We start from the raw sequence: 24,012 nt of genomic DNA on the forward strand, positions 1-24,012 counted from the left end.
AAGATATTATGATGAAGATTATTAACCTTTTATTTTTGATGGTCCTGGCCGGGTGGGCATGTGGTGATAGCGGTGCCCCCGTGGCATCGCCGCCCGGCTATGATCTGAAGAGCCCTGAGAAGTTCGTTATGGGTGAGAACCTGCATGAGATCTCGGGCATCGTCTTTCTTCCGGGCAAGGACGATTCTTTGTATGCCATCGAGGATGAGGATGGGCGTCTTTTTTATTTTAAGCCCGGAGGGGATAAGGCGGAGCAGGTGAAGTTTGGCAAGCGGGGCGACTATGAAGATGTGGCTGTGGTGAATGGTCGCACCTTTGTCGTGCTGCGGAGCGATGGTTCGCTGTATGTTTTTGCGGCGGGGGATGTGCGGGGAGGGGAGAAGCTGCAAGGGAAAGAAGTAAATGAGTTTCTCAATGTGTTGCCGGAAGGGGAATATGAGGGCCTCTACGGAACGTCCGACAGTACGCTGTATGCTTTATGCAAGAACTGCAAGCAGGACGACCAGCGTGATGGGGTGTCGGGCTATAAGCTACGTCAACAGCGGGACGGCTCTTTTGGTGTTACGGAGCATTTTACGGTGGACGTGTCGACTATCAATCTATCCAAGGAACAACGGAAGGGGAAGTTCCGACCTTCGGCGCTTGCGCGTCATCCCATTACCCATGAATGGTATATCCTGTCTTCTGTCAACAAGATACTGCTGGTGCTGGATGATCAATGGAAAATGAAAACGGCCTATTCCCTGAAGCCCTCCTTATTCAAGCAGCCGGAGGGGCTGGCTTTTGACAGCAAGGGGAATATGTATATTTCCAACGAGGGGGTCGATGGCAATGCGAACGTGCTGTTGTTCAAATATAACCAACCTAGATAATATGAGAAAGATTGTACGGATCATTAGCCCGCTGGTAACGGCGCTGGTTGTGGGCACTGCTGTGCACGCACAAGGCGACAAGGTTATCCAGCGGATGTACCTGGTGGGGGATGGAGGAGCGCTTACAGGCGGACGGCATCCTGTATGCGATTGGTTAAAGGCGCATGTGGATTGGAACGACAGCAGCAATGTATTGATCTACCTGGGGGACAATGCTTATCCGCTGGGGATGCCGGCCCCGGGCGAAAAGGGTTATGAGGAAGCTAAAAAAGTATTGGATTACCAGGTGTCGGTGGTGGCTGGTAAGCAGGCGAGGGCATATTTTGTTCCGGGCAATCATGACTGGATGAGGGGAAGGACCGGAGGTTTGGAGCAGGAGCGGCATGAGTCTGACTATATAAATGGTTTGGGGCTTTCCAATGTGTCCATGTTACCGGAGAATGGTTGTCCGGGGCCTGTGGAGGTAACGGTAGGGGATAAGATGGTGTTGGTGTGTATGGATAGCCAGTGGTGGCTGGAAGAGGAGAACGAGCGACCGGGAGGATTGTCCGACTGTGCATTCAAGGATCCAAAGAGTGTCATAACGGCCCTCAAGGATATCGTCAGCTCTAACCCGGATAAGTTGATCGTACTAGCCATGCATCATGCATTCTACACGCATGGAGTGCATGGGGGATATTATACTATCAAGCAGCATATTTTTCCGCTGACAGACAGTAAGCCGGGGCTATACATTCCCTTGCCTGTGATCGGGTCTATCTATCCCCTGGCGAGGGGGGTATTCGGCAATGTGCAGGATACCCGCAATCCCCGGTATAAGGATCTCATTGAAAGCGTGGAAGATGTGATCAGGGGGCGTAAGAATGTCATTCATGTCTCCGGGCATGAGCATACTTTACAGCTGTTGGAACATGACAGCACTTTTTATATCGTGAGTGGCGCGGGGTCGGAGCACACGCGGGTGAAGAAGGGTAAAAATTCGCTTTTTGCGCATGAAGGAGTTGGGTTTGCCGTCATCGAGGTAACGGAAAGCGGGAAAAGCGCTGTGCGGTTTTTTGGGCTGCAAGCTGCGAGCCACAAGCTGCAAGCTGTGAGCCGTGAGCTGCGCGCTACGAGCGATGACTTACGAGCTGGGAGCCAAGGTTCTGGATTGGATACATGTGTGGAGCTGTATACGGGTGCATTACCTTCTGTGCCCGGGCATGAGACGGTGGCGGAAGCGGTGGCGAAGTTCCCTGATTCGATGACGGTGGCGGCGTATAAAGGTTTTGCGGCGGGAGCGGGGAAGCGGCTGTGGCTGGGCGCCAATTACCGGAAGGAATGGGCGGCGCCCGTTACGGTGCCTGTGTTCGATCTGACGGGATGGAAGCCTTTACAAAGGGGCGGTGGGAAGCAGACGCGGTCATTGCGGCTGAAGGATGCGGACGGCAAGGAGTATGTGCTCCGGGGGGTACAGAAATATATCAAGGATGATGCGTTGCCCCAGGCCCTTCAGGGAACGGGCGTTGTAAAGGACCTGGTGACGGACGGTGTGTCCGCATCTTATCCTTATGCGGCATTGTCTATTCCGCCGATGGCGGAGGCCCTGCAGATACCGCATGCCAGTCCACGACTGGTGTATGTGCCGGATGATCCACGGCTGGGGAAATTCAGGAGCGACTTTGCGAATTTATTTTGTCTGATCGAGGAGCGGGAGCCGGGGAATGGGAAGAAGACCTATAATACGGAAGACCTGGAGAAAAAGATCAGGGAGGACAATGACAATATGGTCGATCAGAAGGCGGTGTTGCGGGCACGGAGCCTGGATATGTTTGTCATGGATTTCGACCGGCATGAGGATCAATGGCGCTGGCTGGCGGAGGATAATGGGAAAGGAAAGACCTATTCGCCCGTACCCCGCGATCGCGACCAACCATTCTTTATGAATGAGGGCGTATTGCCCTGGGTAGCCGGCTCGGCCTTTGTGGCGCCGCAGCTGCAGGGATTCAAGGTGAAGGCCCGCAATTTCAATACATTTAATTTCAATGCCCGCAACTTCGACCATAACTATATGACGGAGCTGACGGAGAAGGATTGGCGGGATGCTGCGAAGGCTTGCCTGGCTGTCATGACGGATTCGATGATCGAGGGGGCGTTGAAGCTGCAGCCTCTGGGGGTGCAGTCTTATTCAATGGAGTCGATCATTGCCAAATTGAAGGCGCGGAGAAAATATTATGAGAGAGAGTTGATGGGCTATTATAAGTTCCTGGCAAAGACGGTGAGTGTTTATGGAAGCGATAAGAAGGAGCTGTTCGATGTTACGCGCGGGGATGACGGCACGTTGTCGGTGGTTGTATACAAGATAAGCAAGGATGGAGATACGAGCAAGAAATTGTTTCAGCGGGTGTTCTCAGGGAGTGAGACAAAGGAGGTGCGGTTGTATGGTCTAGGAGGGGACGATGTGTTCCGGGTGCATGGCAATGGCGGAGGTGGTATCGTCGTACGTGAGATCGGTGGTCCCGGGGATGATCATTTCGAGAATGCCTCAGGCGCCGGGGCGGGGAAGACGAAGATCTATGATCTCAGCACGGAGAAGAACACGATCAGCGGGGATGGGCATTACAAGCGCTTTCTTTCCAGTGATCCTGCCGTGAATGCGGTGAATAAGCTGGGTTTCAAGTATAATGTGCTCACCCCGTTTATCAATGTGGGGTATAATCCGGATGACGGATTGTTCCTGGGTGCGCAGTTCTGGTATACGATGCAGGGATTTCATAAGAATCCCTATAAGCAGCTGCATTATTTCTCCCTGCTCCATGCATTGTCCACGAAGGCGTATGTTTTTAAGTACAATTTCGAGGCCATCGACGCGATTGGGAAGACGGATCTTCTGGCGCATGTTGTTGCCAGGGCGCCGGAGAATACGATCAACTTCTTCGGGCTTGGCAATGGCACTGTCTATGATAAGAACCAGAAGGAAGGGATCCGCTATTATCGTGCGCGGTTCAATCAATATGATGCGGACCTGCAGGTGCGCAAGCGGTTTGGCAATGTATTCCAGCTGGCGGCGGGGCCTGCTTTCGAATATGTCACGCTGGATAGTGTGGAGAATACGGACAGATTTATCAATCATACTGAATTGAACGGGCTGGACCGGGCGACCCTGTATTCTTCGAAGTCCTATGTGGGCGGCAAGATGACAGCGGTGGTAGATAACCGTAATAACAAGGTGAATCCCAGCCGGGGCATGTACTGGGAGACGAATTTCGGCAGCTACGGGGGGCTTACGGATGCAAGCCGGCGTTTCTCCCAGCTGAATTCCGACGTATCGTTGTATATGAGCTTTAACAGCCGGGCTAATGTGGTGATCGCGACGCGGGTAGGGTATGGGAAGACGTTCGGCAATTTTGAGTTCTTCCAGGCGCAGTTCCTGGGGGCGACGGAGAATTTGAGAGGCTATCGAAAGTTCCGTTTTGCGGGGGATCAGTCGTTCTATCACAATATCGATCTCCGGATAAAGCTGGCGGAGTTTCGTACCTATCTTTTTCCGGGGTCATTTGGGCTCCAGCTGTTCAATGATGTGGGAAGGGTTTGGTTGAAAGGGGAGAAGAACGATTCGTGGCATGATGGATATGGGGGAGGTTTTTGGATAAGTCCTTTGAAGCGATTTGTATTGTCGGCCAATTATGGACAGGGTACTGAAGGAGGGGTGGTGTTGGTGAAGCTGGGGTGGCAGTATTAGGTGATGCAACCGGACGGTGTTGTATCATATGCGAACAAAGCAGTATTGCTAAAAAAGCTATAGATTTTTGATAGTCAGTGGATTAGGTTTTTTGCCTCTTTTTTGCAGCAGGACCAGCGTAATCTTTCTTTATGCTGAAAAACAATTTGAAACTACTTGTCCGCAGCCTCTGGCGGAATAAGTCTTTTTCCCTGTTGAATATCCTGGGACTGGCAGTGGGGATTGCCGTGAGCCTATTGATCTTTTTGCTGATCCGTTATGAGCTGAGCGTTGACACCTGGCATTCGAAAAGGGATCGTATCTACCGGGTGGTCTCTGTGGAGTATTACCGAAATGGGACCACTGATTATGACGGCTGTGCTCCCACGCCACTTGCGGATGCCTTACGTCGTGAATTTCCCCAGGCAGAGCAGGTGGCGCATGTGTGGAGGGCGGGAAGATGGCCATTCATATTGCCGGGAAGCGCAGGCAGTGATGAGAAGCAGATGAGGGTAGATAATATTTATTTTGCGGACACGCCTTTATTCAAAATTTTCGACATTCCCTGGCTGGCGGGCAATCCGGGCACCGCATTAAAGGAAACGTACACTATGGCTATTTCCCGCAGTGTAGCGGACAGCTGGTTTGGACATTGGCAGGATGCGATAGGCAAGACCGTTCTCCAGGGAGAGGATCGCAGGCCATTCCGGGTGACGGGAGTTATGGAGGATGCACCGCCGAATACCGACATCCCTTTAAACGTGGTATTGTCCTATGCCACTTACAGGGCCTGGAATGAAAAGGAACTGGCCGATCCTACGAGCTGGGATAATTTCAGCACTTCTTCCCAATGTTTTTTCCTTCTGCGCAAGGGGCAGTCGATCGCGTCGATGGAAGCCCGGCTGCCGCAATTTGTAGCCACGCATTTTACACCGCTATATGCTCATTCCGACAGCCGGGACTCCTGCTTTTTCCAGCCTTTGAAAGAGATGCATTTCGCTGCCGACCTGAATCGATTTGGTAAGCCCGGCTGGTCTTATGCCGAGCTATGGTCGATGGGATTGATAGGTGGATTTCTGCTTGTGGTAGCTTGTATCAATTTTATCAACCTGGCTACGGCCCAATCGTTGGGCCGTGCTAAAGAAGTAGGCGTAAGAAAAGTGCTGGGAAGTAACCGGCGTCAATTGCTGGCGGGCTTTCTTGGTGAGACGGCCCTCCTTGTGCTGCTGGCGTTGGTGTTGGGATGTATATTGACGAAGATGGCCTTGCCTGCTTTGAGTCTCATGCTGGAGAAGCCTGTTGTGCTGGATGGTTCCTGGCCAATTGTGGTTTTCCTGTTGATCACGGGGATATCAGTCACCATGCTGGCGGGGTTTTACCCGGGGGTGGTGCTTAGCCGTTTTAACCCGATCAGCGCTTTTAAGGGCAAGCTCAATGCGAGGGTGGCCGGAGGGCTTTCTTTGCGAAGGGGATTACTGGTAATGCAATTTACTATTGCGCAGCTTCTGATCATCGGGACGCTGGTGATCGTGCGGCAGATGGATTTTTTCCGCAGCCGCCCGATGGGTTTTGAACGGAAGGCCGTAGCTCTTGTCAACCTTCCCGGGAGTAAGGACGGCATTATGAAGAATGCTTATTTCCAGCACAAGGCGCTGCAGGTGCAAGGGATCACATCGGTCAGCCTTTGCAGTAGTGCACCGTCCACTTACGGGAACGGGTCAAGCCATTTCACTTTCGAGCGTCATTCCCACCCCGAGGGATTCGAGCTGGTGCATCGCGCGGGTGATTCGGCATATCTTTCGTTATTCCATATTGCGTTAGTGGCGGGCCGTCTGCCTTATAGCTCTGATACGAGCAGGGAGGAGGAGTGTCTTTTTAATGAGACGGTAGTCCGGATGCTGGGACTGACCCCTTCGGCAGTACTGGGTAAGCATCTCCAGGTGGGGTCGCAGCAAAAACAGATCGCTGTTGTAGGAGTGGTACGGGACTTTAACCACAGCTCCTTACGGGAGAAGATCGCACCGCTGGCGATCTTCTCATCCGCCAGTCGATTTGGCACCCTGGCCGTGAAGCTGGACCCATCAAGGATGCGGCATGCTTTGACACAGCTGCAGGCCGCCTTTGCAGAGACCTATCCGGGAAACTTTTTTGATGCCACCTTTCTTGAAGAAGAAGTGGCCGATTATTATCATGCAGAGAGGATCGCGTCGACGTTGTTCAAGCTATTCGCGGCGCTGGCTATTTTTATTTCCTGCCTGGGTCTTTATGGACTGGTGTCCTTTATGGCAGTGCAGAAGACCAAGGAAGTGGGAGTTCGAAAAGTATTGGGTGCATCTGTGTTGGATATCGTTTATCTGTTCTCGACGGAATTTGCGCTGGTGATCGGCATTGCTTTTCTAATTGCTGCGCCGGTAGGTTATTATTTTATGCAGCACTGGTTGTCGGGCTACCATTATCACATGCGATTGGGGTGGGAGGTATTTGCGGCGGCGATCTTATCGTCTGTCGTCATCGCATGGGTCACTGTGGGGTACAAGGCGGTGAAAGCGGCGCTGGCCAATCCTGTAAAGAGTCTGAGGACTGAGTAGAAATAAGCCGCCCCACGGGGGGTGGGGCGGGTGTTGAGCAGCACAGGGTGAAGAAGTAAGGGGGCTTAGAAAATCGTAGCGGGCTGTCTGCAATAGTTCTTTATTTTATCCATGGCCGCGAGGAGGCGGATGGGTGAGGCGGCGAGGTCGGCCTGCACCAGGGTGCGGAGGGCGGCGCGGTGGTTGGTGAAATATTCCGTGTAAGCTCTCGGCTGACGGTCGGGATGGTGTCTGTCGTAATCAGCTTTGTAGTCGGCGTCGGACATACTAAAATGGGTAACCAGGTCCAGTATGGCAAAGGGAAGCATACTGGAGGTCCTGGAGGCGTCGGCCTGTCCTGCAGGACTGGCATTGTATTCTTCCATTTTCAGGGCAAGCCGGTTGCATGAATAGGTCAGAAAACGGTTCATGCGGCCATCGTGCATGGCATTGGCAGAGAAGCCGATGAAGGAAAAGGCTGTATCCTTGTTGAGATAAGCGTTGTCCCAGTAAAAGCTGTAAAAGGCCGTGGATGTATTTTCACAAAAAAGCAGGTAGAAACCGGGTATATCCCTCCAGGGGAACTGAAAGATGGCGACCTGTACTCCATTGACAAGGACCGGATTGCCGTGGCTATCCCTGAGATCGACGCGGGTCCTGGTGGGTACGGCGTTGAGGGTGGCATCGCCTGCGAGGACGGAGCGGCCTTCGACGAAGTAACGAAGGTTGGGATTTGCCATGACGGCATACATATTATCCATGCCGGGCCTGTTGAGCGTATATCCGTAGAAGGTAGCTAATCCTTCATTGATGGATAACTCCTGGTCGCCTAACAATTCCACGACGGAATGGCCGCCGTCTGCGCCGTATGCGATGAAACCGCTGGATGTTGCGGGCCATTTGCTTTCATATCCCACCCATTGCGTATGGGATGTTTCATGGAGCACCACTTCATCGATGGCAAGGTTGCCGCCGGCCCGGCGGGACTGGTCAACCTCCAGCTGATGTTCTCCTAAGCCAACATAACCGAGGTAGCGGCCGGGAGTGCTGGGAAGGCTCTTGGCGGCGGGCCATATGTAAAGCTTGTGATCATTGTCGTCAATACGGGTGCCCAATTTAGTATTGCCGTCGGTGAGGGCTGTGCGGTCGTCCACCAGGAAATACTGTAGGTCCACTGTTCGGTCGGAGTTGTTGAAGATCTTGTCTCTTTGGATGAACACGGGGGTGCCTGCCTGCAGGAGACCATATACGTATTTCAGCCGGGGAAGGGGCATGGCCAGGAAGGTGGCTTCGTTGGCGGCAGTCAGCTGTACGGCGGAATAGCCGCCGGGCATATCGGTGGTTTGACCGAGGCCGGGAAAGCTGGCGCTGATGGTGGCTGTCGGCGCCGCGAAGTAGATGCTGACTGTCTGTGAAAGACCTTTGGCGGTGATGGATAGCAGCAGTATTGCCGCGCATCCTATTTGTTTTAGTTTTGACATGATAATAGTTTTTAAGCGTTTGGTATGGCATCGACGAAGACGATGGCGTCATGGGCGGAGACCTTGTCCGACGAGCGCGTCTGGTTGTTGTTTAATTTCCATTCGACCTGGTATTTGTAGTCGAAGCTGTCGGCCGGCAAAAGGAAATCCACTTTTTCCGAGAGCTGGCTCTTTGAAGGATTTAGGGTGACTACTTTGGACAGTTCGTTGCCATTCAGGGTATAGAATAATTTCACCGTAATGAGCCGGATGCCGTTGGTGCTTACGGCGGTGGGATCTGCCGTGAATTCCACTGAGCGTTTCTGGTAGGGAGGGGCCAGGTCGATGGCGCCGCTGGTGCTTTTCTGCAAGGGAACGCTGACGCTCTGGCCACCGAAGAAGCTCCATTCCGCCTCGTATTCATAGTCCATCCATTTTTTCCTGTCGTTGTCTCCTTTGTAGCCATAGACCATTTTGAAATTATTACCTTCTTTATTGAAGTTGTTCCTGTCGATGCGGACTTCCTGGTTGGTGACATCGCCGCTCTCATGCGTCTTTTTCATCCGCAGGTTCACGAAGTTGACGAACTGGCCAAAGTCCTGGGCGTTCATTCCGTCCACGAAGGCCGTCAGCTCCCTTTGTATGTACAGGGGGTCGTCCAGGTTGGCCTGGCGAAAAACGGTAGGGTCATTCATGAAGCTGGTGAGGTCGCCGATGTTCTCGTCGAAGCGCATGTCGAGGTTGTCCGCCGTGGATTTGTTGAGGTCAATTTTGAAGGTGCCCTGTTGATGAATATGTTTCATCTCAAAGGTGGCTACGATGGCGAAGGCGGGTCCGCTGTTGTCTGCGGCTCTGTTGTTGGTACTGTTGCCGGCCGTGCTGCCGGCGGGCGGTGCAGGTGCGGCATCTCCTCTTATCCTGGCGGCTGTGGTAGGGGGTGTAGAGTCATTGGGGGCCCGGGTGGTGGTAGCGGTTGTTGCCGGCGTTGTGGTGCCGGGGTTAGGCCCACCGGGTGTGGTTGTGCCGGAGGCGGCGTTGTTGCGTGCGGCCTCTTCGCGGTTGTTGCGCAGCATGGTGGTGGCCCTGTCCAGGAGGCTGCTTTGTCCGCCGGCGGCGGCTGTGAGGTCGCCGATGCCGGGGGTGCCGGAGCCATTGAGGGGAGAGAACATCATGTCAGCGATCTTGTTATATGCTGTCGTGATCAGGGCTTCCATTTTTTCATCTTCTCCTACCTGGGTCACTTTGATGGCGCCGCTTTTTACCAGGTCGTCGAAAGCGCCTTTGATCTCGGCTGCCAGGTAGGTGGATGCAAGGCCTACGGCAAAAGCTTTATGATCATAGATCTGGTCGAAGTTGGCTTCGATGACCGCCTTTTTAGGCGAGCGATAGCCGGTGATCTCCATTTCGAAGGTGAAGCTGATGTCGGGCGCCGTGGTCTTGAATGATTCCCATAGGATCTTGGCTCCTTGTTTAGTGAGCTGGATGGAGACGGCAGCTTTTTCATTATCGAGGATCGGGGCGTTGCCCAGTCCCACGACCTGCTTGCTCAAGCCTCCCTGGGGGTCTTTGAAAGAGGAGACGATGCCGAACTTCCCGGATTTGTACACTACGGGCCCCTGGATCGTGGCCCCGGATCTTATGCGCTGGAGAGCCCTTTGCGCTTCGCGGATCTGATCCTGGGTGACGCTGAGCTCTACCACGGCGTGCACGATACCTCCGCCATCACCTTCGGTGGCGGCGGGCTGGTCGGCGGCGGATGTCGCGTTGGAGACATAGCGCAGGAAGGAGAACTGCGGCTTGCCGTTGGCGTCTTTGGCGAGATGCGGCTTATCGGAGACATAGTAATATACCATTTCGTTGGTGATATCCGGGAACAGGGTGAGCTCTCCCGCCCTCACCGGCTTGTCGAGATTGATCTGTTGTCCCCTGGCGAAGACGGCTACGCAGAAAAAGCAGCATAGCGCCAAGAATCTGATGATGGATCTTTTTTTCATAACTATTTTTTTATGGGTGTCGTTAACCTGTTGTTTAGTTGGTGGCGATGCCCAGGACATCTTTGAATTTGTCAAGTACCTTGGACGTTTCGTTGACTTTGCCGTCGGGGGATTCCGCAATTACTTTACCGATCTCTATGGCCTTTTTGAATGCGTCCGAAGTTTTGTCCTTGAAGGCATCGGGTACAGTGACGTATACATAGTCATCATTCACTTTAGCATCCCAGTCGAGGGCCAGCTTGCCTTCTTCCTTATGATTGAAGACGAGGCGGTAAGCGTATCCGCGTGTATTGGGGTCAGTGAAGATGGTCTGTTTGACAAGGGTTTGGTTCTGGGTCACGCTGATGGGAATATTGGTCTCTACTTCTTTACCCAGTTTCATATACCTGACCTGCAGGGTAGCGCGGGTGATGCCTACGGCTTTCAGATCATCGGGCGTGCATTCCAGCTCGATGGTGCGGGGTTTTATGGGTAACACCAGCGGAACGCCTTCCCAGGACCCTTTGATCCAGGGGGCATTCTGAGGATATACTTCGCCATCGTTGAAGCTCCACTGGCTCTGGTATTCGTACAGGTCGGAATTTTTGTCGTCGCCGCGGGCATAGGTGAAAGTGGCTTTCATGCCGTTCTTTTTCAGGTATGCTTCGTCCATGGTAACGCTGCGGTTCCAATCGTTGCCGTCATTCCTTTTCTTCCGGACGTTGACGGTGACATAGTTTACGTCTTTTCCGATGAGCTGTTCAGCGCCCTCGCTCAATACGAGGTTGATATCCCTGAACTGGAAGAAATTATCGTCCAGCCGTACGGAGGCCACGCATTTAGCGTTGTCCCGCACGCCATCATACCAGGAAGCCAGGTTCTCTGTCAGGATCGCTTCTTTGGGAACAGCGAGGCGGTAGTTGAGGTTATAGACCTCTGTTTTCCGGGCGTAATGGGATTCGAATTTGGTACGGTTGAACCTGTACCTGGCGCCGTATTGTATGTTGGGGTCGGCTTTTTTATCTTCGTCGCTGGCGGGTGCGGGCTTTTCCTGCTGATCTTCCTTATCAGTGAGGGCGGAGGTCATGACATTCATGAAAGCTTCCACCACTTTATCGGCTGTTGCGTCGTCTGTGACATTCTTATCGATGTCGACGATGACGGCCTTGCTCTCGACGCATGCGGTGTAGATATTTTTCATTTCGTCGTAGGAGTAGGTGTCGTCGTCGCCGCTTTTGGTGTCTTTGTCATCATGTCTGTAGGTGGCAGAGAACTTTTCATAGGCTGTTTTGAACTTCGACCAGTCGATGGTGATCTTACCCCGGACGGCCGGGAACAGCAAATTGTATTTGAAGGACAGCTCCAGCGATACGTCGGAGATGGAGCGGGCTTTTTCCAGGGTGGCGGCCAGCAGCTGGGCTGCATTCTTATCCAGCTTGGCGGCGACGGCTACTTTCGCACCCGGCATGACGGGGGCTTTGCCGGAGCATATCAGCGATGGGGTCATTGTCTTATCGGTGAGGACGGCTGAGATGACCCTGAAGGAATTATCTTTCTCTGCGGTGAGGTCCATGGCGCCCATCACTTTCGGATTTTTCACCTGCGCGAAGGCGCGGTCACTGGCTGCCATCTGCTGGAGCTTGGCGGCCAGCTTTGTGCCCAGTTCGGATTCCTGTTGAGGTGTCAGGCCCCATTCCATGAGGAAGTGGGTCAGGGCGCCCTGTACGCCGCCGGCGTCGGTCCTTTCGTCTGTCGTATACTTCAGCAGCAGGAATTCCGGGGTGCCGTCGTCCTTGGCGGCCAGGCGCAGGTTGGCGGGCAGGTAATAGTATTCGTTGGTGAACGCATAGGTGTCCGTGCCGGGTATTTTGTCATTTGAGGCACGGCCATAGAGGGTCACGTTGGTGCCGTCATTCAGCACTACGGACACTTTGTTCTGATAGTCGCACAGCTGCGCCTTTGCGGCGGCTGCCAGCAGCAGAAGCACCAGCATGGCCACTATGCTTTTTGAGATGTTTAGGAACTTGTTCATGATCGTTAAGATTAAATGATTAAACGTTGTTTGATTATGGTGTTAATTGGAGACGAGGAACAAGGGAGGGGGTTTTTTTGCAAAGACCCTTTCCCAGAGGAAGGCGCCCTTCACTTTATTTCCCGGGGACTTAATGACGACGGTATCCCCGAGATGCATCAGGCGCCTGCATAGTTTGTTCGGCGTGGTGGTAAAGGCGAAGGGCATAAATTCTTTTGCGCGTATATGTTTTCCCGTCGCTTGCCGGAGGGCAAGGATCACAAAGTCACTGCAGTTGAAGCGCCGGGGATTAAAGGGGTGCGGGGTACGGATGGTCGAATCCAGGAAATCTTTCAATAGATAATCATTTCTCAGCGTGGTGCGGAACATCAGGAGCGCGTCGGGTGCGTAGTGCTCTCTATGGGGGATGCCCGCATCATACAGGGATGCTATTGTCACGGGGGCGGGCCAGATGGCGTTTGGCAGCTTGTAGTATCTGGCTTCCCTGTCCTTTGACAGATTAAAAAGGGCGAAATCATCCTCCGCGGGCCACAGGTCGTAGTAAGTGAGCGTCCCGTCCGACACCGTGTCAGTTGTGCTATTGCCGTCCTGTATCTGGTGGTTGTCCACGGCGATGCCGGCATGACCCGTTCTTCCGCCGCAGGTGGCATAAATGATGACGTATACATTTGCCAGGGAGGGGAGGCTGAGCAGGCAAAGGCCAAGGCCTATCATGAAGGATGTATGGTAAAGCCGGCGGTTCATATGGATTGTGTTTTAAGGAGGTGGTATTTTACCAGTTTGCCGATCCATTGTGCGAAGAGGGCTTCCATCCTGCCTTCTCTTTTTTCCGTGGTGCGGATGCCGTCCTTTTGCCGCGTGACGGTGTAATAGTACCGGCAGGCGAAGCGGGTGTCCTTCAGGTGCTGTGGGCGGCCGATGGCTTCCAGCAGTGTAGCTGCATCTTCTTTTGCCAGGCGGAAGGAGGCTGCCGTCTTGTGTATGGCCAGTGTGGGCACCCTGATGGGCGCAGTGGTTGAACGGCGTAGCAGATCGCCGATGGGGTCGCCGGGCAGAATGTCCAGGATGTCCTTTTCTGCAAAGGAGATCTCTGCGGCTCCTGCCAATACGGTGGTGGAATCCGTCAGTTGCCGCAGGCTTTCGGATGCCATCTGTTCCTGTTCGGGTGTGAGGCCCCATTGCATCAGGAAATGGAGGAGGCCGCCTTCGAAGGGGCCGTTGTCACCGTGCCTGTAGGTAAGGAGGGAGATCTCGGGCCGGCTGTCTTCGCCGGCCAGCTGAAGGGTGGCGGGTATATAGTAGTATTTGCCTATATCGTCAGCTGAGGCGAACACGGTGATCCTTATCCCATCAGGAAGCTGTATTTCCTTACGGGTGGACTCGTCCAGCGACTGTGCGTGCAGCAGGACGGAGCAGTGCAAAAGAATCGATATGAATATTAATCTGTTCATGACCATTATGGGTTGGCGGGAAGCTCATCGATGAAGATGATACCTGTCTTGTCTTTTCCTTTGGTTTGTATGGATGTTCCATTGGTCTTTATCCAGGTGATGTCGTAGTCCACTTCTTCCTGGTCATTGGGTTGGGTGATCTCAAAGCCTTTGTCATTGAGGGATTCCCCGATGCCGACGGTGATCCTTTCCTGTTTGGGCTGGTTGAAAAAGGGATAGCTGATCTGGACGGAGACGGCACGGATGCCCTGTTGTCTGAGGGCCTGCATGTCGCCATCCAGGCGGATGCTTCTGCGACGGAAAGGGGTGTAGAGGTTGATCATGGCGGCATCCTGCATTTTCCAATCCGACTCATAGGAGGCGCCTCCCCTGAATTGCCAGATGGAACGTTGCTTGTATTTCAGCCAGTCGGTGGTGTCGGAGTAGTTGCCGTATACCAGGGTGGGCTGGATGCTGTTTTTTGCGAAGTCTTTATTGATCAGGAGTGTCTGGGTGGTCTTTTGTCCATTTTCGTGGTCTTTATCCAGAATGACGGTGACGCTGTTGAGGATCTTATCGAATTCTTTTTGCAGGTCGCCATCAATCCCGACCACGATGGAGCGGCGTTCGAAGGGGGCTTCAATCAGCGGGGCATCTCTGAACAAGGATTTGTTGGAGCCGTATTTCTTATAGAGGGGACCTATGTTAAAGGCGATGAAATGGTGGTGCTGGACGGTGCTTCTGCCTTTGAAGAATAATTTGCTGACGCCGGTGCTTTTCATTTCTTTCAGCTGATAGCCGACGTTGAGGCCGAAGCCTGTGGTCTTGCCGCTGGAGAGGATGCCGTTGGGGCCGGTGAGCTGGGAGATGGCTCCTGCCAGGTCGTTCTGCTGCTGGGCCGGGAGCTGTTCTGGCTGCACGGGTGCGAACATGAGGTTGAGGAGCTTGTCGTACACGGTATTGAGGAGGGCTTCCATCGGTGCATTGCTGCCATTGACCTTCAGGACGATGGATTGGTTCTTGAACATTTCATCGAAAGCCAGCTTGACATCCGCCGAGACGAAGTAGATGGAGCCTCCTGCATTGAAGCCCTGGCTTTTCTTAACGTCGGACCAGTTGATGTCCAGCTCGGCGTCATAGTCTTCGGTCAGGCCGGTGAACCCCATATCGAACATCATGGAGATATCGGGCGTATTCATTTTAAAATTCTCCGTTAGTATTTTCGAGGTGAGGGGTGTAAGGCCGAAGGAAAGGGCGATCTGGCTGTTCTCCAGGACGGGGGCGTTGCCGGAGGAAAGGATCTGGTTTTTTTTCACGTTGGAATCGCCTGCAATAATAGATGATACGAGGGAGTAACGGCCGTCGTCAAATACCAGGGGACCCCGTATACGCAGACTGTCGTTCTTTAGCTTGCGGCGCAGGCTTTGTTCGGCGGCTTCGACGGCGTCCGGGGGAGTGCTGTACCACACGAGGAAATTGAGGATGGCTCCGCCGTCGGCCTGGTCGATGGTCCCTGTGGTGTTGCCACTGCCTGCCGGGCTGCTCATCACGTACCGCATATAGGAGAACTGGGGCAGACTATCGCGACCGGGGACGATGCCGGCCTGGTTGGGGAGGTACACATATTTCAGCGTATCGCCATACAGGGGGAAGCACCATAGCCCTTCTGCCAGCACGCCTCTGTCGAGCAGCGGCATCTGGGGCCTTCCCCGGAGGCCTGCGACCAGGAGCAAACCAGTTATAACGATCTTAATGTTCATGACGAATAGTTTTATTGTGTGATCTCCGAAGCGCCTATGAGGAGGAAGTCAGTGCCAAGGGTTTTCAGGGGACTTTTCTTTTCTCCCTGCGGCGTATAGCGCGTCACCTGGTAGCCTACGGGCTGATTGGGGTCGTAGAAGAGCACGACGCTCTGGATATTGGACGGGTCTTTCGGCCGGAGCTCGATGGTCCGTTGAATGGAGGGTTTGCCGCCCAGCATGACCACGAATTTGACCACGACAGTGGAGGTGCCGGAATCTGCGAAAGCGGATTTATCGACTTCCAGGGTAACTTTTTTCCTGGCGATAGGTGGGATGAGGGTGATGCCGGGGCCGGTGGAAGTATTCCATTGCGATGCGTCGATGGGATCCTTGATCACCAGATCGGTGCCTTTAAGGTTCCAGCTGACCTGGTAATCGTATTGCAGATAGTCGTCCGAATTTGCGATGCCCAGGCGGGGATAGGATAGTATCTGTTGCATGCCGGCGCCGTTGGTATCCATGTTCTTCCGGGTAAAAAGAATGCTGTTGGTGATATCGTTCTTGCTGTCGGGATATTTTTTCCTGAAGTTGACGGAGACGAGGTTGAAGATGTCGTTGAAGGATTCTGCATAACCGCCATCCACCATGAAGGTGACGTCTCTTTTCTGGAAGTCGGGGTCATCGAGGTTGACGATCTTGAAGCAGCCATTGAGCACCTGGTCGCCTTGTTTGGCCATGGCATCGTATACGCCTGCCAGATTACCGGAGGTATATATGGGGACTTTGATGGTGGTGGTTTGGGTGAGGTCGAGGTAAAAGGTATTGGTGCGGATGTCTTCGCGTCTTTTCAGCACGAATTGGTTGTCGGAATAATAGGGGGTATTTTCGGATCCGCCGAAAGTCGAGCTGAACCATCCCCTGTCCTGCCGGCCCTTGATCTGGTCGGCTTCCACGGCTACTTCGCGTGTAGGTGTTTGTGCCCAGCCGGCTTTGGCGTCGAACATCAGCTCGATCAGTTTGTCGGTGACCAGGCTCAGGATGGCTTTCATGTCGTCCGTCTTTACGCCCAGGGCGGCGCCTCTGTCGAAGGATTCGATCTTTAGCTCTTGTTTTTGCAGCAAGGAGTCCGAGATCTTCTGCATCTGGTCTCTTGTAAAGCCTTCCTGGTAATTGCTGATCCGGCTGTAATGTTTATAGATGGTGGTCATGTCTGCCGTCACTTTTGCATTGTAGGCTTTCACGACGGCCTCGTAGTAACCGCTGAGGGATACGGATACGTCGGAGGTCTTGCCCGTCAGCGACTCCCAGAGCAGGGTGGCGCCTTCCTGGCTCAGGCGGGCTGCGATGGCTGCTTTGGAGCCGGGAAGAAAAGGAGCAAAGCCGGAGGTGACGACGCTTTGTGTAAAGGGGTTTGGGCCGGTGGTATTATTCAATATAGAGGAGACGATCTGGAAGCTGGCTACGCCTTTGTCGCCATCGTTCACGGCCTGCTGGATGGGCACGGGCCCGACGATCTTTGCATTCTGGTTCTTCAAAACCGTGCGCAGGGTGTCCTGCAGTTTTTCTATCTCATCGGCGGGCATGGTGAATTCGATGAGCGCGTGAAAGAGACCGCCGTTGGGGCCGGAACTGCCTTTGCCGATGTATTTGATGAACATGAATTCATAGGAGCCGTCGTCATGGCTGGCCATCCGTGGATAGCGGGGGATGTAATAATAGGCGTTGTTGTCCTCATTGTCCTGGAGGAGCTGAATGCCTTTGAGCAGCAACCCTCCATCGCCGTATTTGGGGATACAGAAGGCGACCAGGAAATATCCCAGCGCGACAATGGTAAGAAAGATCTTTTTCATGATGATGGCTTTATGAAAATGAACAATTTTCGTTTGTATATGAGCGTGTTTATTGATTATCTGTGTTTGGGCGGGTGGTGACATCCAGCAGGTTAGACCAGACGTTGACGGTATTCCAGCCGGAAATGGTCTCCTGGCCGTCCGTGAGCAGTTCGCGGACGCGGTAGCGGTATGGCCTGTCCAGCCTTACTGCGTATTTGAAGCGGAAGTTCACCGATGTGACGTCCGTGTTCTTCCTGTTAAAGCTTACGGAGAGACTGACGGGATCGCCGCCTGCGCCTGTGGCTTCCAGGTCTACGGTCTTTTCATAGAGATCGGAACGGAGATGATTGGCAAAATCGTAATTGCGAACGTTCACGACGGCATAGCCGGGAGGGGTGACATCGTTCATGTCGATCTTACGGATCAGGTCAGGGTTTTCGGCGGTGTCGATATTGATGGGGAAAGCATCACTTTTTACAATGCATTCATGGAGGCTGTCGGCTTCCGAGCTATCGGGTGCGGCGGCTTTCAGCTGTTGTTTCAGGGTATTGTCCAGCGAACCATAGCCGCTGATGTCGAGGGCGTTTTTCGACGTGCGGCCTTTGGAATAAAAGGCATACATAAAGCTGATCACCGTGAGATTTTTGGAAAAAGCCTGCACCAGCAGGTCTGCTGAGTTATTATCCAGGCACAGGGTGAAATAGCGTTCCTGCCAGTAGGTGGCCGAGGTGGTATAGCCGGCGTCGTTCTCGGCGGCCATTTCTCCTTTCCGGGCCAACCGGGCTGAATCGGGGGCGCCTACGGGCGTGAAGACGATCATGGCTTCGACCTGGCTGATGGGCAGGGGCTTCAATTGTACGGAAGGGTAGGACTGCTGTAACAGCTGCCGGGCCTTTCTCAGCGAATCTGCGTCGACGGGCTTCATCAGCAATCTGATGGTAAGTATATTGCGGAATTGTTTTTTCCCTTCGTCGTTGTAGGAGGCTGAGCCGGCGTAACGCATCAGGATGAAGGAGAGGTCTGGTTTTTTTTCTGCAGTCCGGCCGATGGCGAGGCTGCCTGGCAAATAGTAGTACACGGCTGTTTGTTTTATGTCCTGAAAGAATGTTATGTTGGCTGCCTGCCGGGCGTTGTTGAAATCAGGCTGGGCTTCCGAGCTTTCCGGCCAGCCGAGGACCAGCAGGGCAAGGCATAGGAACAGTGCATATCGTATCATCATGGCGTATTTACAGGATGAAGGATCATTTAAAGGAAGGGAACAACTCTTTTAGCTGGAAGCTTCCGAAGGGGACGCTGAGCGAATTGCGTGTGATCCAGTCGGACTTCATTTCCGCGCCTTCCTTCGTCACAACCGTCACCCTGTAGTCGAAGGCCGGGTCGGTCCCCGGGGGGAGGTAGATCTTGCCGGCTGAATAATCGGCGCTGTCGCGGGTGATGTGTACGGGTGTAAAGGTTGTCAGGGTCTTGCCGGCGGGATCGCCTTGTATGGACCTCATTTCGATGTCCATGTAGGAAATTTTCTGGTCTTCGAAGAAAGGGATGATCCTGAATACGATATCCGACAATTGCGGCCGGGTGACGGAAGAGAGGATGGTCTTAAAGACAGCTTCATTACAGGCGGAGCAGGAGTCAATCAGATTGTAGTCGAGCCAGAGACGGGCCTGTTTGCCTTTGTAGTTGTCCAGCCATTGGGGGATCGCTGCTGTATTGAATTTTACCTGTCCTTTCGAGGGGATGGTCAGGTCTCCCAGGTTCCAGGAGTAAATGATGGGGCCTTCCTTACCGTCCCTGTTCTTATCGATGATCATGCAATGGAGGTATTTCAGCTGAAGGGGGAAGGGGGTTTCGTTCCGCCAGTTGCCGGACCTGAAATCGGAGGGGGTCATATTGAAGCGGCCGAAGGTGTGCTCGTCGATCAGGCGGATGCGTACGGGGATCTCCTGCACTGCCAGACCTGATCCCTGGGGTTTGATCTGCATTTTCCCTACGATGCCGCTGTTGGCTTTCAGGAGGTTTTCCAGCTCGGCCGCCGTCGTGCCGTCCGTCGTCCAGGAAAACTCCACCGGATCGGTGATGGAGCTGGCATTGTTGATATGCACATCGGTGATGCCGAAGCTTTTCAGCTCGTCGCCGAGGGTGATGACGGGAGGTTCGCTGATGGGGAGGGGGAGGGGTTTTTGCAGGTTGAGGCCAGGGTTCTGGACATTGTAGGCGTCCATCAGGTTCTTGATGAACTGTACTTCATACAGGCTGATGCCGGAGGCGAGGGTACCTGACATACGGACCTTACTGTCGGAACCATCGGTCCTGGCCGTGCCATAGTCCATGTTGAAGTAGAAACCCTTACTTGCGTCGTATTTGATGTCATAAGCGATCGGCAGGTAATAGAAGATACCTGAGCTGCGATTTTTGTCGGGGTATATGTTCAGGCTTACGCTGGTGATCTTGTCCTGGCTTTCGAAATCGACGTCGGAATAAATGAAGTCTCCCCAGAAGGACAGCGGCTGGTCCTGCGGACCCTGTGGGTCTTTGTTAGGCACCGGTGCGGGGCTGGCGGGTTGCAGGGGGAAATGGAGGACGGAAACAGCTTTCATGTCGGGGTTTACTAATTTCCTTGAGGCAACCATGTGGACCATGGGCTGGCTGGTGCCTGTGGTTTTGATGACGGCGGGTTGTGCGGCGATGGGCTTGGGCTTAGCGACCTGGGTGTCCACTTTGAGCAGGTACATCTGTTTGTTCTTAATGACTTCGTATACGTTGCGCTGTGGCAGGGTCAGCTGGGGGGCGCCGCCGGAAGCAGGCAGGGTGGCAGGCAGGGAAGCGGCGCTACCTATGGGGATAAGTGCAGCGGGAATGACCGTATTTTCCGCTGTCAGGGGGTTATTGAATTTCTTATCCAGCCTGAAGGAGGTACGTATGCCGTGGGCGCCTTTATCGTCTTTGGAGACGAGCACTACCAGTTTGGGCACGGTGAAAGGTTTATCCCGGGGAAAGGCGTTCCAGTCGAGCTGTAATTTGACTTCCACTGCCTTATTATTCCTGTCTATGGGGATCTTCTGCGGCTGGAAGCCGGGCAGGGCATTCATGGACCCGTCTGTCAGGGAAACGAGCATATATCCTTCCGTGTATCCCACATAATTGATGCTTACGGTCAGGGAGACGTCCGCATCGTCCAGTACCTTCACGGTAGTGATGCTGCCCGAAAAACCCGCTCCGTAAAGGAGGCGGTCCAGGACGCTGCCGATGAGCTGGCCTCCATTCATATCGGGAGTAAGATCTTTGTTCAGCAGGCCACTGTAATTGTTCTGGGGGAAGGCTGCTGTAACAAGAAGGATACCTACGGCCAGGCAGGATAGTTTGGGGAGATGGAAGAAACGTGTTCTCATACACCTGTAGATAAATTGGTTCATGGAAATGCTTTGTAAGATGATCAGTCGTAGCAGGGGATCAGCAGGGAAACAAGGGTGGAAAGTTTTTTTAAATGGGGCGGGGACTTTTTTCGTTTATTTTTTTGTACCTTTTCCGCATTAAATAATTAATTCATATTGCCGCGCTATTGACAATATTAAGGACCGAAAAGCAACATAGCACAGAGGGGAGGCTGATCGAAGGCCTTCGTGCCGGGGGAGTTCTGCGGAGGGTATCTGAGAAGGAGCTATACGAACAATTTTTTTACTTTGTCATGCAGGGCGTCCGAAAATACCGGCTCTCCGAGGAAGAATGCGCCTCCGCCTATTCCGACACGATCATAAATGTTATTGAAGGTGTTATTAGTCAGCGATTTGAAGGACGTAGTTCCCTGAAAACCTACGCGTACCAGATTTTTATGAATAAATGTGTTGATCTTGTAAGGAAAAATACGACTCATAAGAGGATGGTGCATGATACCTTGCAGCTGGACCCTTTGGTAATGTCCTTGCCGGATAAGGCCCGGACGATCGTGCAGCAACTGGTGGAGAAGAGTGAAAAGGGGTTGCTGATGCAGAAGCTGAAAGAGTTGGGAGACAAGTGCCGGGAATTGTTGTTGTTGTTCGAGGATGGATACAATGACAGGGAGATTGCCCTGCAAATGCATTATCAATCGCCCGAGGTGGTGAAGACGACCCGGTTGCGTTGTCTGGGAAGGTTAAGAGAAAAGGTACTTGGAATAGAAAGTTAATATGGAAGAAACGCTGGACTATATAGACCGTTATTTTCGCGGCGAGCTGCCTGCGGAGGAGCGGTCGTCCTTTGAAGGGCGGTGTGAGACAGACAAGGAGTTTGCCAGCGTGGTAGCTTTTTATGTGTCAACCCGGCAACTTTTGCGGGATGAGCTGCGGGAAAAGAAGAAAGCGGAATTCCAGGAGTTGTACCATACATTATCCAGGACTTCAGTCAGCCGTCCATCGCTGGTCCGCAAGCTGATGCCGTATATATCTGTGGCGGCGGCCTGCCTATTGCTGTTCGTGGGATGGTGGGCCTTTTTCAGGGTCAGCGGCACCCGGGCATTGGCGGAAGGCTATATCGACGGTCATTTATCGGCTTTGCCGGTGACCATGAGCGGGGGCGGTGACAGCCTTCAACTGGGGCTCGACGCTTATAATAAAAAGGACTATGAGCAGGCTGCGGCTTTGTTCTCGGCGCTTATCCGGAAAGACGGGCGGAATATCGAGGCCCGGAAATACCTGGGTATCCTTTGGCTGGTGAAGGGCGATTATGACAAGGCCCTTGTTCAATTCGACTCACTGGCCATGCGGCAGGACCTATATTCCAACCCCGGGCCTTTCTATAAAGCTATCACCCTTATGAAGCGATCTGCCGGCGGCGACAGGCAGGAGGCAAAACGGCTCCTACAGGAAGTTGTGGATAAAAGGCTTCCGGGTAATGAGCAGGCGGAGAAGTGGATCAGGGATCTTTAGAAAGATAAATTTAAACTCATCTATGAAAAAAAATCTACGCAGGGCTTCCACATGCCTGATGCTCATTTTTTTGCTGGCTATGATCTCCTGCGGACCCGGCAGAAAGCTTAAGGATACAAGACCCATCCGATGGAATGGGCAGGGCCGGGATGTATCCGAGCCCATATTCCGTAAGAATGAGCTGCTGGTCCTATACAAGAAACCTCCTACTGACGCACAGACGAACCTGATCAGGCAGACAATCCAGGCGCAGGGCATCCAGATCACCTCGGTGCGCAAATGTAATGCCTGCGATTCCTATGTAGAATTATGGAGCGGTCAGGACATCCATACTGTCATTCACGGAGATGGCGTCTCGGGCGGCTCGGGCCGGGGGGGGACCAAGGGAGTGGGGGATGACTCGCTGGCGACGTATTCGCTGAATTATTTTAACAAGGGACCCGTGGATTCCACGGCTGCGCTTCGCGACTCGATGAACATGCCGAACCGCTCGGCAGGCAAAGGCGCTGTCAGCGGAGCCGGCAAGGATACCATTATCGTTGCAGTGCTGGACACGGGTGTCGATACGGCGAATTTCATCAACGGCAAATACCTGTGGCGGAATAAAGATGAAAGAAACAACGGCAGCGACGCGGACAGGAATTGTTATGTGAATGATGTCGCCGGATGGAATTTTATCGCAAACAACAACAATATACACGACGACAACCATAGTCTGCATGGCACGCTGGTAAGCAATTATATCATCCAGGAGTTTGTGAACTCACCGCGTAATTTCGTGCAGATCATGAGCCTGAAGACCCATGATGCCAGCGGTTATGGGGACCTGTTCAGCAGCATCTGCGCCATCCATTATGCCATCAAGAAAGGGGCTAATATCATTAATGCAAGCTGGGGCTTCTATTATTACCAGGATCCCCATCCTTACCTGGACAGTCTTATCACCAAGATACTGCCTCAACGCGGTATCCTCTTCATAACGGCGGCGGGTAATAAGATCGACAGTGAAGACAAGCTGGCGTGGCAGATCTATCATGACAGTTTGCATATCGATCTGTCACCTTTCGAACTCCGTGACCTGGCCATCCACAATTTTTATCCAGGCTGTCTCAGTACGGGGAACAACAATGTGATCACCGCGACAACAACGAACGGATTAATCGTCAGCCCCACTCAAAATCATTCGTCGGTCTATGCGGACCTTGGCGTGAAGGCCGACTCTGTCACGCCCGACCATATGAAGTTCCTGGAACCGTTTACGTATCCTGCGCAGTATATCAGCGGATCGTCCTTTGCGACGGCCGTTGCCAGCGGGAAGATCGGGGCCTACCTGCCTAAAGCGATGTACCTGCCCGGCATCAACAAGCTGCAGGTCTTTACGAAATTAGCGCAGATAGGTGGGCGTGGAGGTATTCCACAGATCATTTTCACCAGTCCTCTTCTTATCACCGGAGGGCTCATACGAGGAGGAAAATATATTATACCCAGATAAAACTACCATCCACC

The 24,012-nt window shown here is 53.2% G+C and carries 15 protein-coding genes; 6 read left to right on the forward strand and 9 right to left on the reverse strand.

Annotation, left to right across the window (positions count from 1 at the left end):
• Nucleotides 1-8: 8 nt before the first annotated feature.
• The 3 genes from Q4E93_RS14730 (at nt 9) to Q4E93_RS14740 (ending at nt 7,160) form a co-directional block, all read left to right on the forward strand.
• Nucleotides 9-872 carry an SdiA-regulated domain-containing protein gene (locus tag Q4E93_RS14730; protein ID WP_303586423.1) on the forward strand — a complete coding sequence of 288 codons (864 nt, stop codon included), beginning with the start codon at nt 9-11 and terminating at the stop codon, nt 870-872.
• Between the two features lies 1 nt (nt 873).
• On the forward strand, nt 874-4,593 hold the full coding sequence (locus tag Q4E93_RS14735; protein WP_303586425.1) for a BamA/TamA family outer membrane protein: 3,720 nt from the start codon (nt 874-876) through the stop codon (nt 4,591-4,593).
• A gap of 131 nt (nt 4,594-4,724) precedes the next feature.
• Nucleotides 4,725-7,160 carry an ABC transporter permease gene (locus Q4E93_RS14740; protein ID WP_303586427.1) on the forward strand — a complete coding sequence of 812 codons (2,436 nt, stop codon included), beginning with the start codon at nt 4,725-4,727 and terminating at the stop codon, nt 7,158-7,160.
• A gap of 65 nt (nt 7,161-7,225) precedes the next feature.
• Here Q4E93_RS14740 and Q4E93_RS14745 read toward each other — a convergent pair whose 3' ends face one another.
• From Q4E93_RS14745 to Q4E93_RS14785, 9 genes are read right to left on the reverse strand one after another with little or no spacing between them, the layout of a single operon-like run.
• Entirely contained in the window at nt 7,226-8,620 is a 1,395-nt protein-coding gene (locus Q4E93_RS14745; RefSeq protein WP_303586429.1) for a hypothetical protein, read from the reverse strand.
• An 11-nt stretch (nt 8,621-8,631) separates the two neighbouring features.
• A complete protein-coding gene (locus Q4E93_RS14750; protein ID WP_303586431.1) occupies nt 8,632-10,593 on the reverse strand; it encodes a hypothetical protein in 1,962 nt (653 codons plus the stop codon).
• A gap of 34 nt (nt 10,594-10,627) precedes the next feature.
• On the reverse strand, nt 10,628-12,604 hold the full coding sequence (locus Q4E93_RS14755; protein WP_303586433.1) for a hypothetical protein: 1,977 nt from the start codon (nt 12,602-12,604) through the stop codon (nt 10,628-10,630).
• A 42-nt stretch (nt 12,605-12,646) separates the two neighbouring features.
• Nucleotides 12,647-13,348 carry a hypothetical protein gene (locus tag Q4E93_RS14760; RefSeq protein WP_303586434.1) on the reverse strand — a complete coding sequence of 234 codons (702 nt, stop codon included), beginning with the start codon at nt 13,346-13,348 and terminating at the stop codon, nt 12,647-12,649.
• Entirely contained in the window at nt 13,345-14,055 is a 711-nt protein-coding gene (locus Q4E93_RS14765; protein WP_303586436.1) for a hypothetical protein, read from the reverse strand. Before Q4E93_RS14765 ends, Q4E93_RS14760 begins: the two co-directional genes overlap by 4 nt.
• A 5-nt stretch (nt 14,056-14,060) precedes the next feature.
• Entirely contained in the window at nt 14,061-15,794 is a 1,734-nt protein-coding gene (locus Q4E93_RS14770; RefSeq protein ID WP_303586437.1) for a hypothetical protein, read from the reverse strand.
• An 11-nt stretch (nt 15,795-15,805) separates the two neighbouring features.
• Nucleotides 15,806-17,626, reverse strand: coding sequence for a hypothetical protein (locus Q4E93_RS14775; protein WP_303586439.1), 1,821 nt, complete (start codon nt 17,624-17,626; stop codon nt 15,806-15,808).
• 49 nt (nt 17,627-17,675) lie between these two features.
• Nucleotides 17,676-18,824, reverse strand: coding sequence for a hypothetical protein (locus Q4E93_RS14780; protein WP_303586440.1), 1,149 nt, complete (start codon nt 18,822-18,824; stop codon nt 17,676-17,678).
• A 25-nt stretch (nt 18,825-18,849) separates the two neighbouring features.
• On the reverse strand, nt 18,850-20,994 hold the full coding sequence (locus Q4E93_RS14785; protein WP_303586442.1) for a hypothetical protein: 2,145 nt from the start codon (nt 20,992-20,994) through the stop codon (nt 18,850-18,852).
• Nucleotides 20,995-21,164: 170 nt separating this feature from the next.
• Here Q4E93_RS14785 and Q4E93_RS14790 point away from each other — a divergent pair, with 170 nt between their 5' ends.
• The 3 genes from Q4E93_RS14790 to Q4E93_RS14800 are packed head-to-tail and all read left to right on the forward strand — an operon-like array spanning nt 21,165 to nt 23,998.
• Nucleotides 21,165-21,767, forward strand: coding sequence for an RNA polymerase sigma factor (locus tag Q4E93_RS14790; protein WP_303586444.1), 603 nt, complete (start codon nt 21,165-21,167; stop codon nt 21,765-21,767).
• Nucleotide 21,768: 1 nt separating this feature from the next.
• A complete protein-coding gene (locus Q4E93_RS14795) occupies nt 21,769-22,506 on the forward strand; it encodes a tetratricopeptide repeat protein (RefSeq protein WP_303586445.1) in 738 nt (245 codons plus the stop codon).
• A gap of 22 nt (nt 22,507-22,528) precedes the next feature.
• Nucleotides 22,529-23,998, forward strand: a complete 1,470-nt coding sequence (locus tag Q4E93_RS14800; RefSeq protein ID WP_303586446.1) for a S8 family serine peptidase — start codon at nt 22,529-22,531, stop codon at nt 23,996-23,998.
• Nucleotides 23,999-24,012: the final 14 nt, after the last annotated feature.

The sequence above is a fragment of the Flavitalea plasmicola genome (genome assembly GCF_030546645.1).
Taxonomy (GTDB): domain Bacteria; phylum Bacteroidota; class Bacteroidia; order Chitinophagales; family Chitinophagaceae; genus Puia.

Coding starts and splice junctions, on each gene's coding strand:
- Q4E93_RS14730 (WP_303586423.1), top strand. CDS start 9: ATGATGAAGATTATTAACCTTTTATTTTTGATGGTCCTGGCCGGGTGG.
- Q4E93_RS14735 (WP_303586425.1), top strand. CDS start 874: ATGAGAAAGATTGTACGGATCATTAGCCCGCTGGTAACGGCGCTGGTT.
- Q4E93_RS14740 (WP_303586427.1), top strand. CDS start 4,725: ATGCTGAAAAACAATTTGAAACTACTTGTCCGCAGCCTCTGGCGGAAT.
- Q4E93_RS14745 (WP_303586429.1), bottom strand. CDS start 8,620: ATGTCAAAACTAAAACAAATAGGATGCGCGGCAATACTGCTGCTATCC.
- Q4E93_RS14750 (WP_303586431.1), bottom strand. CDS start 10,593: ATGAAAAAAAGATCCATCATCAGATTCTTGGCGCTATGCTGCTTTTTC.
- Q4E93_RS14755 (WP_303586433.1), bottom strand. CDS start 12,604: ATGAACAAGTTCCTAAACATCTCAAAAAGCATAGTGGCCATGCTGGTG.
- Q4E93_RS14760 (WP_303586434.1), bottom strand. CDS start 13,348: ATGAACCGCCGGCTTTACCATACATCCTTCATGATAGGCCTTGGCCTT.
- Q4E93_RS14765 (WP_303586436.1), bottom strand. CDS start 14,055: ATGAACAGATTAATATTCATATCGATTCTTTTGCACTGCTCCGTCCTG.
- Q4E93_RS14770 (WP_303586437.1), bottom strand. CDS start 15,794: ATGAACATTAAGATCGTTATAACTGGTTTGCTCCTGGTCGCAGGCCTC.
- Q4E93_RS14775 (WP_303586439.1), bottom strand. CDS start 17,626: ATGAAAAAGATCTTTCTTACCATTGTCGCGCTGGGATATTTCCTGGTC.
- Q4E93_RS14780 (WP_303586440.1), bottom strand. CDS start 18,824: ATGATACGATATGCACTGTTCCTATGCCTTGCCCTGCTGGTCCTCGGC.
- Q4E93_RS14785 (WP_303586442.1), bottom strand. CDS start 20,994: ATGAGAACACGTTTCTTCCATCTCCCCAAACTATCCTGCCTGGCCGTA.
- Q4E93_RS14795 (WP_303586445.1), top strand. CDS start 21,769: ATGGAAGAAACGCTGGACTATATAGACCGTTATTTTCGCGGCGAGCTG.
- Q4E93_RS14800 (WP_303586446.1), top strand. CDS start 22,529: ATGAAAAAAAATCTACGCAGGGCTTCCACATGCCTGATGCTCATTTTT.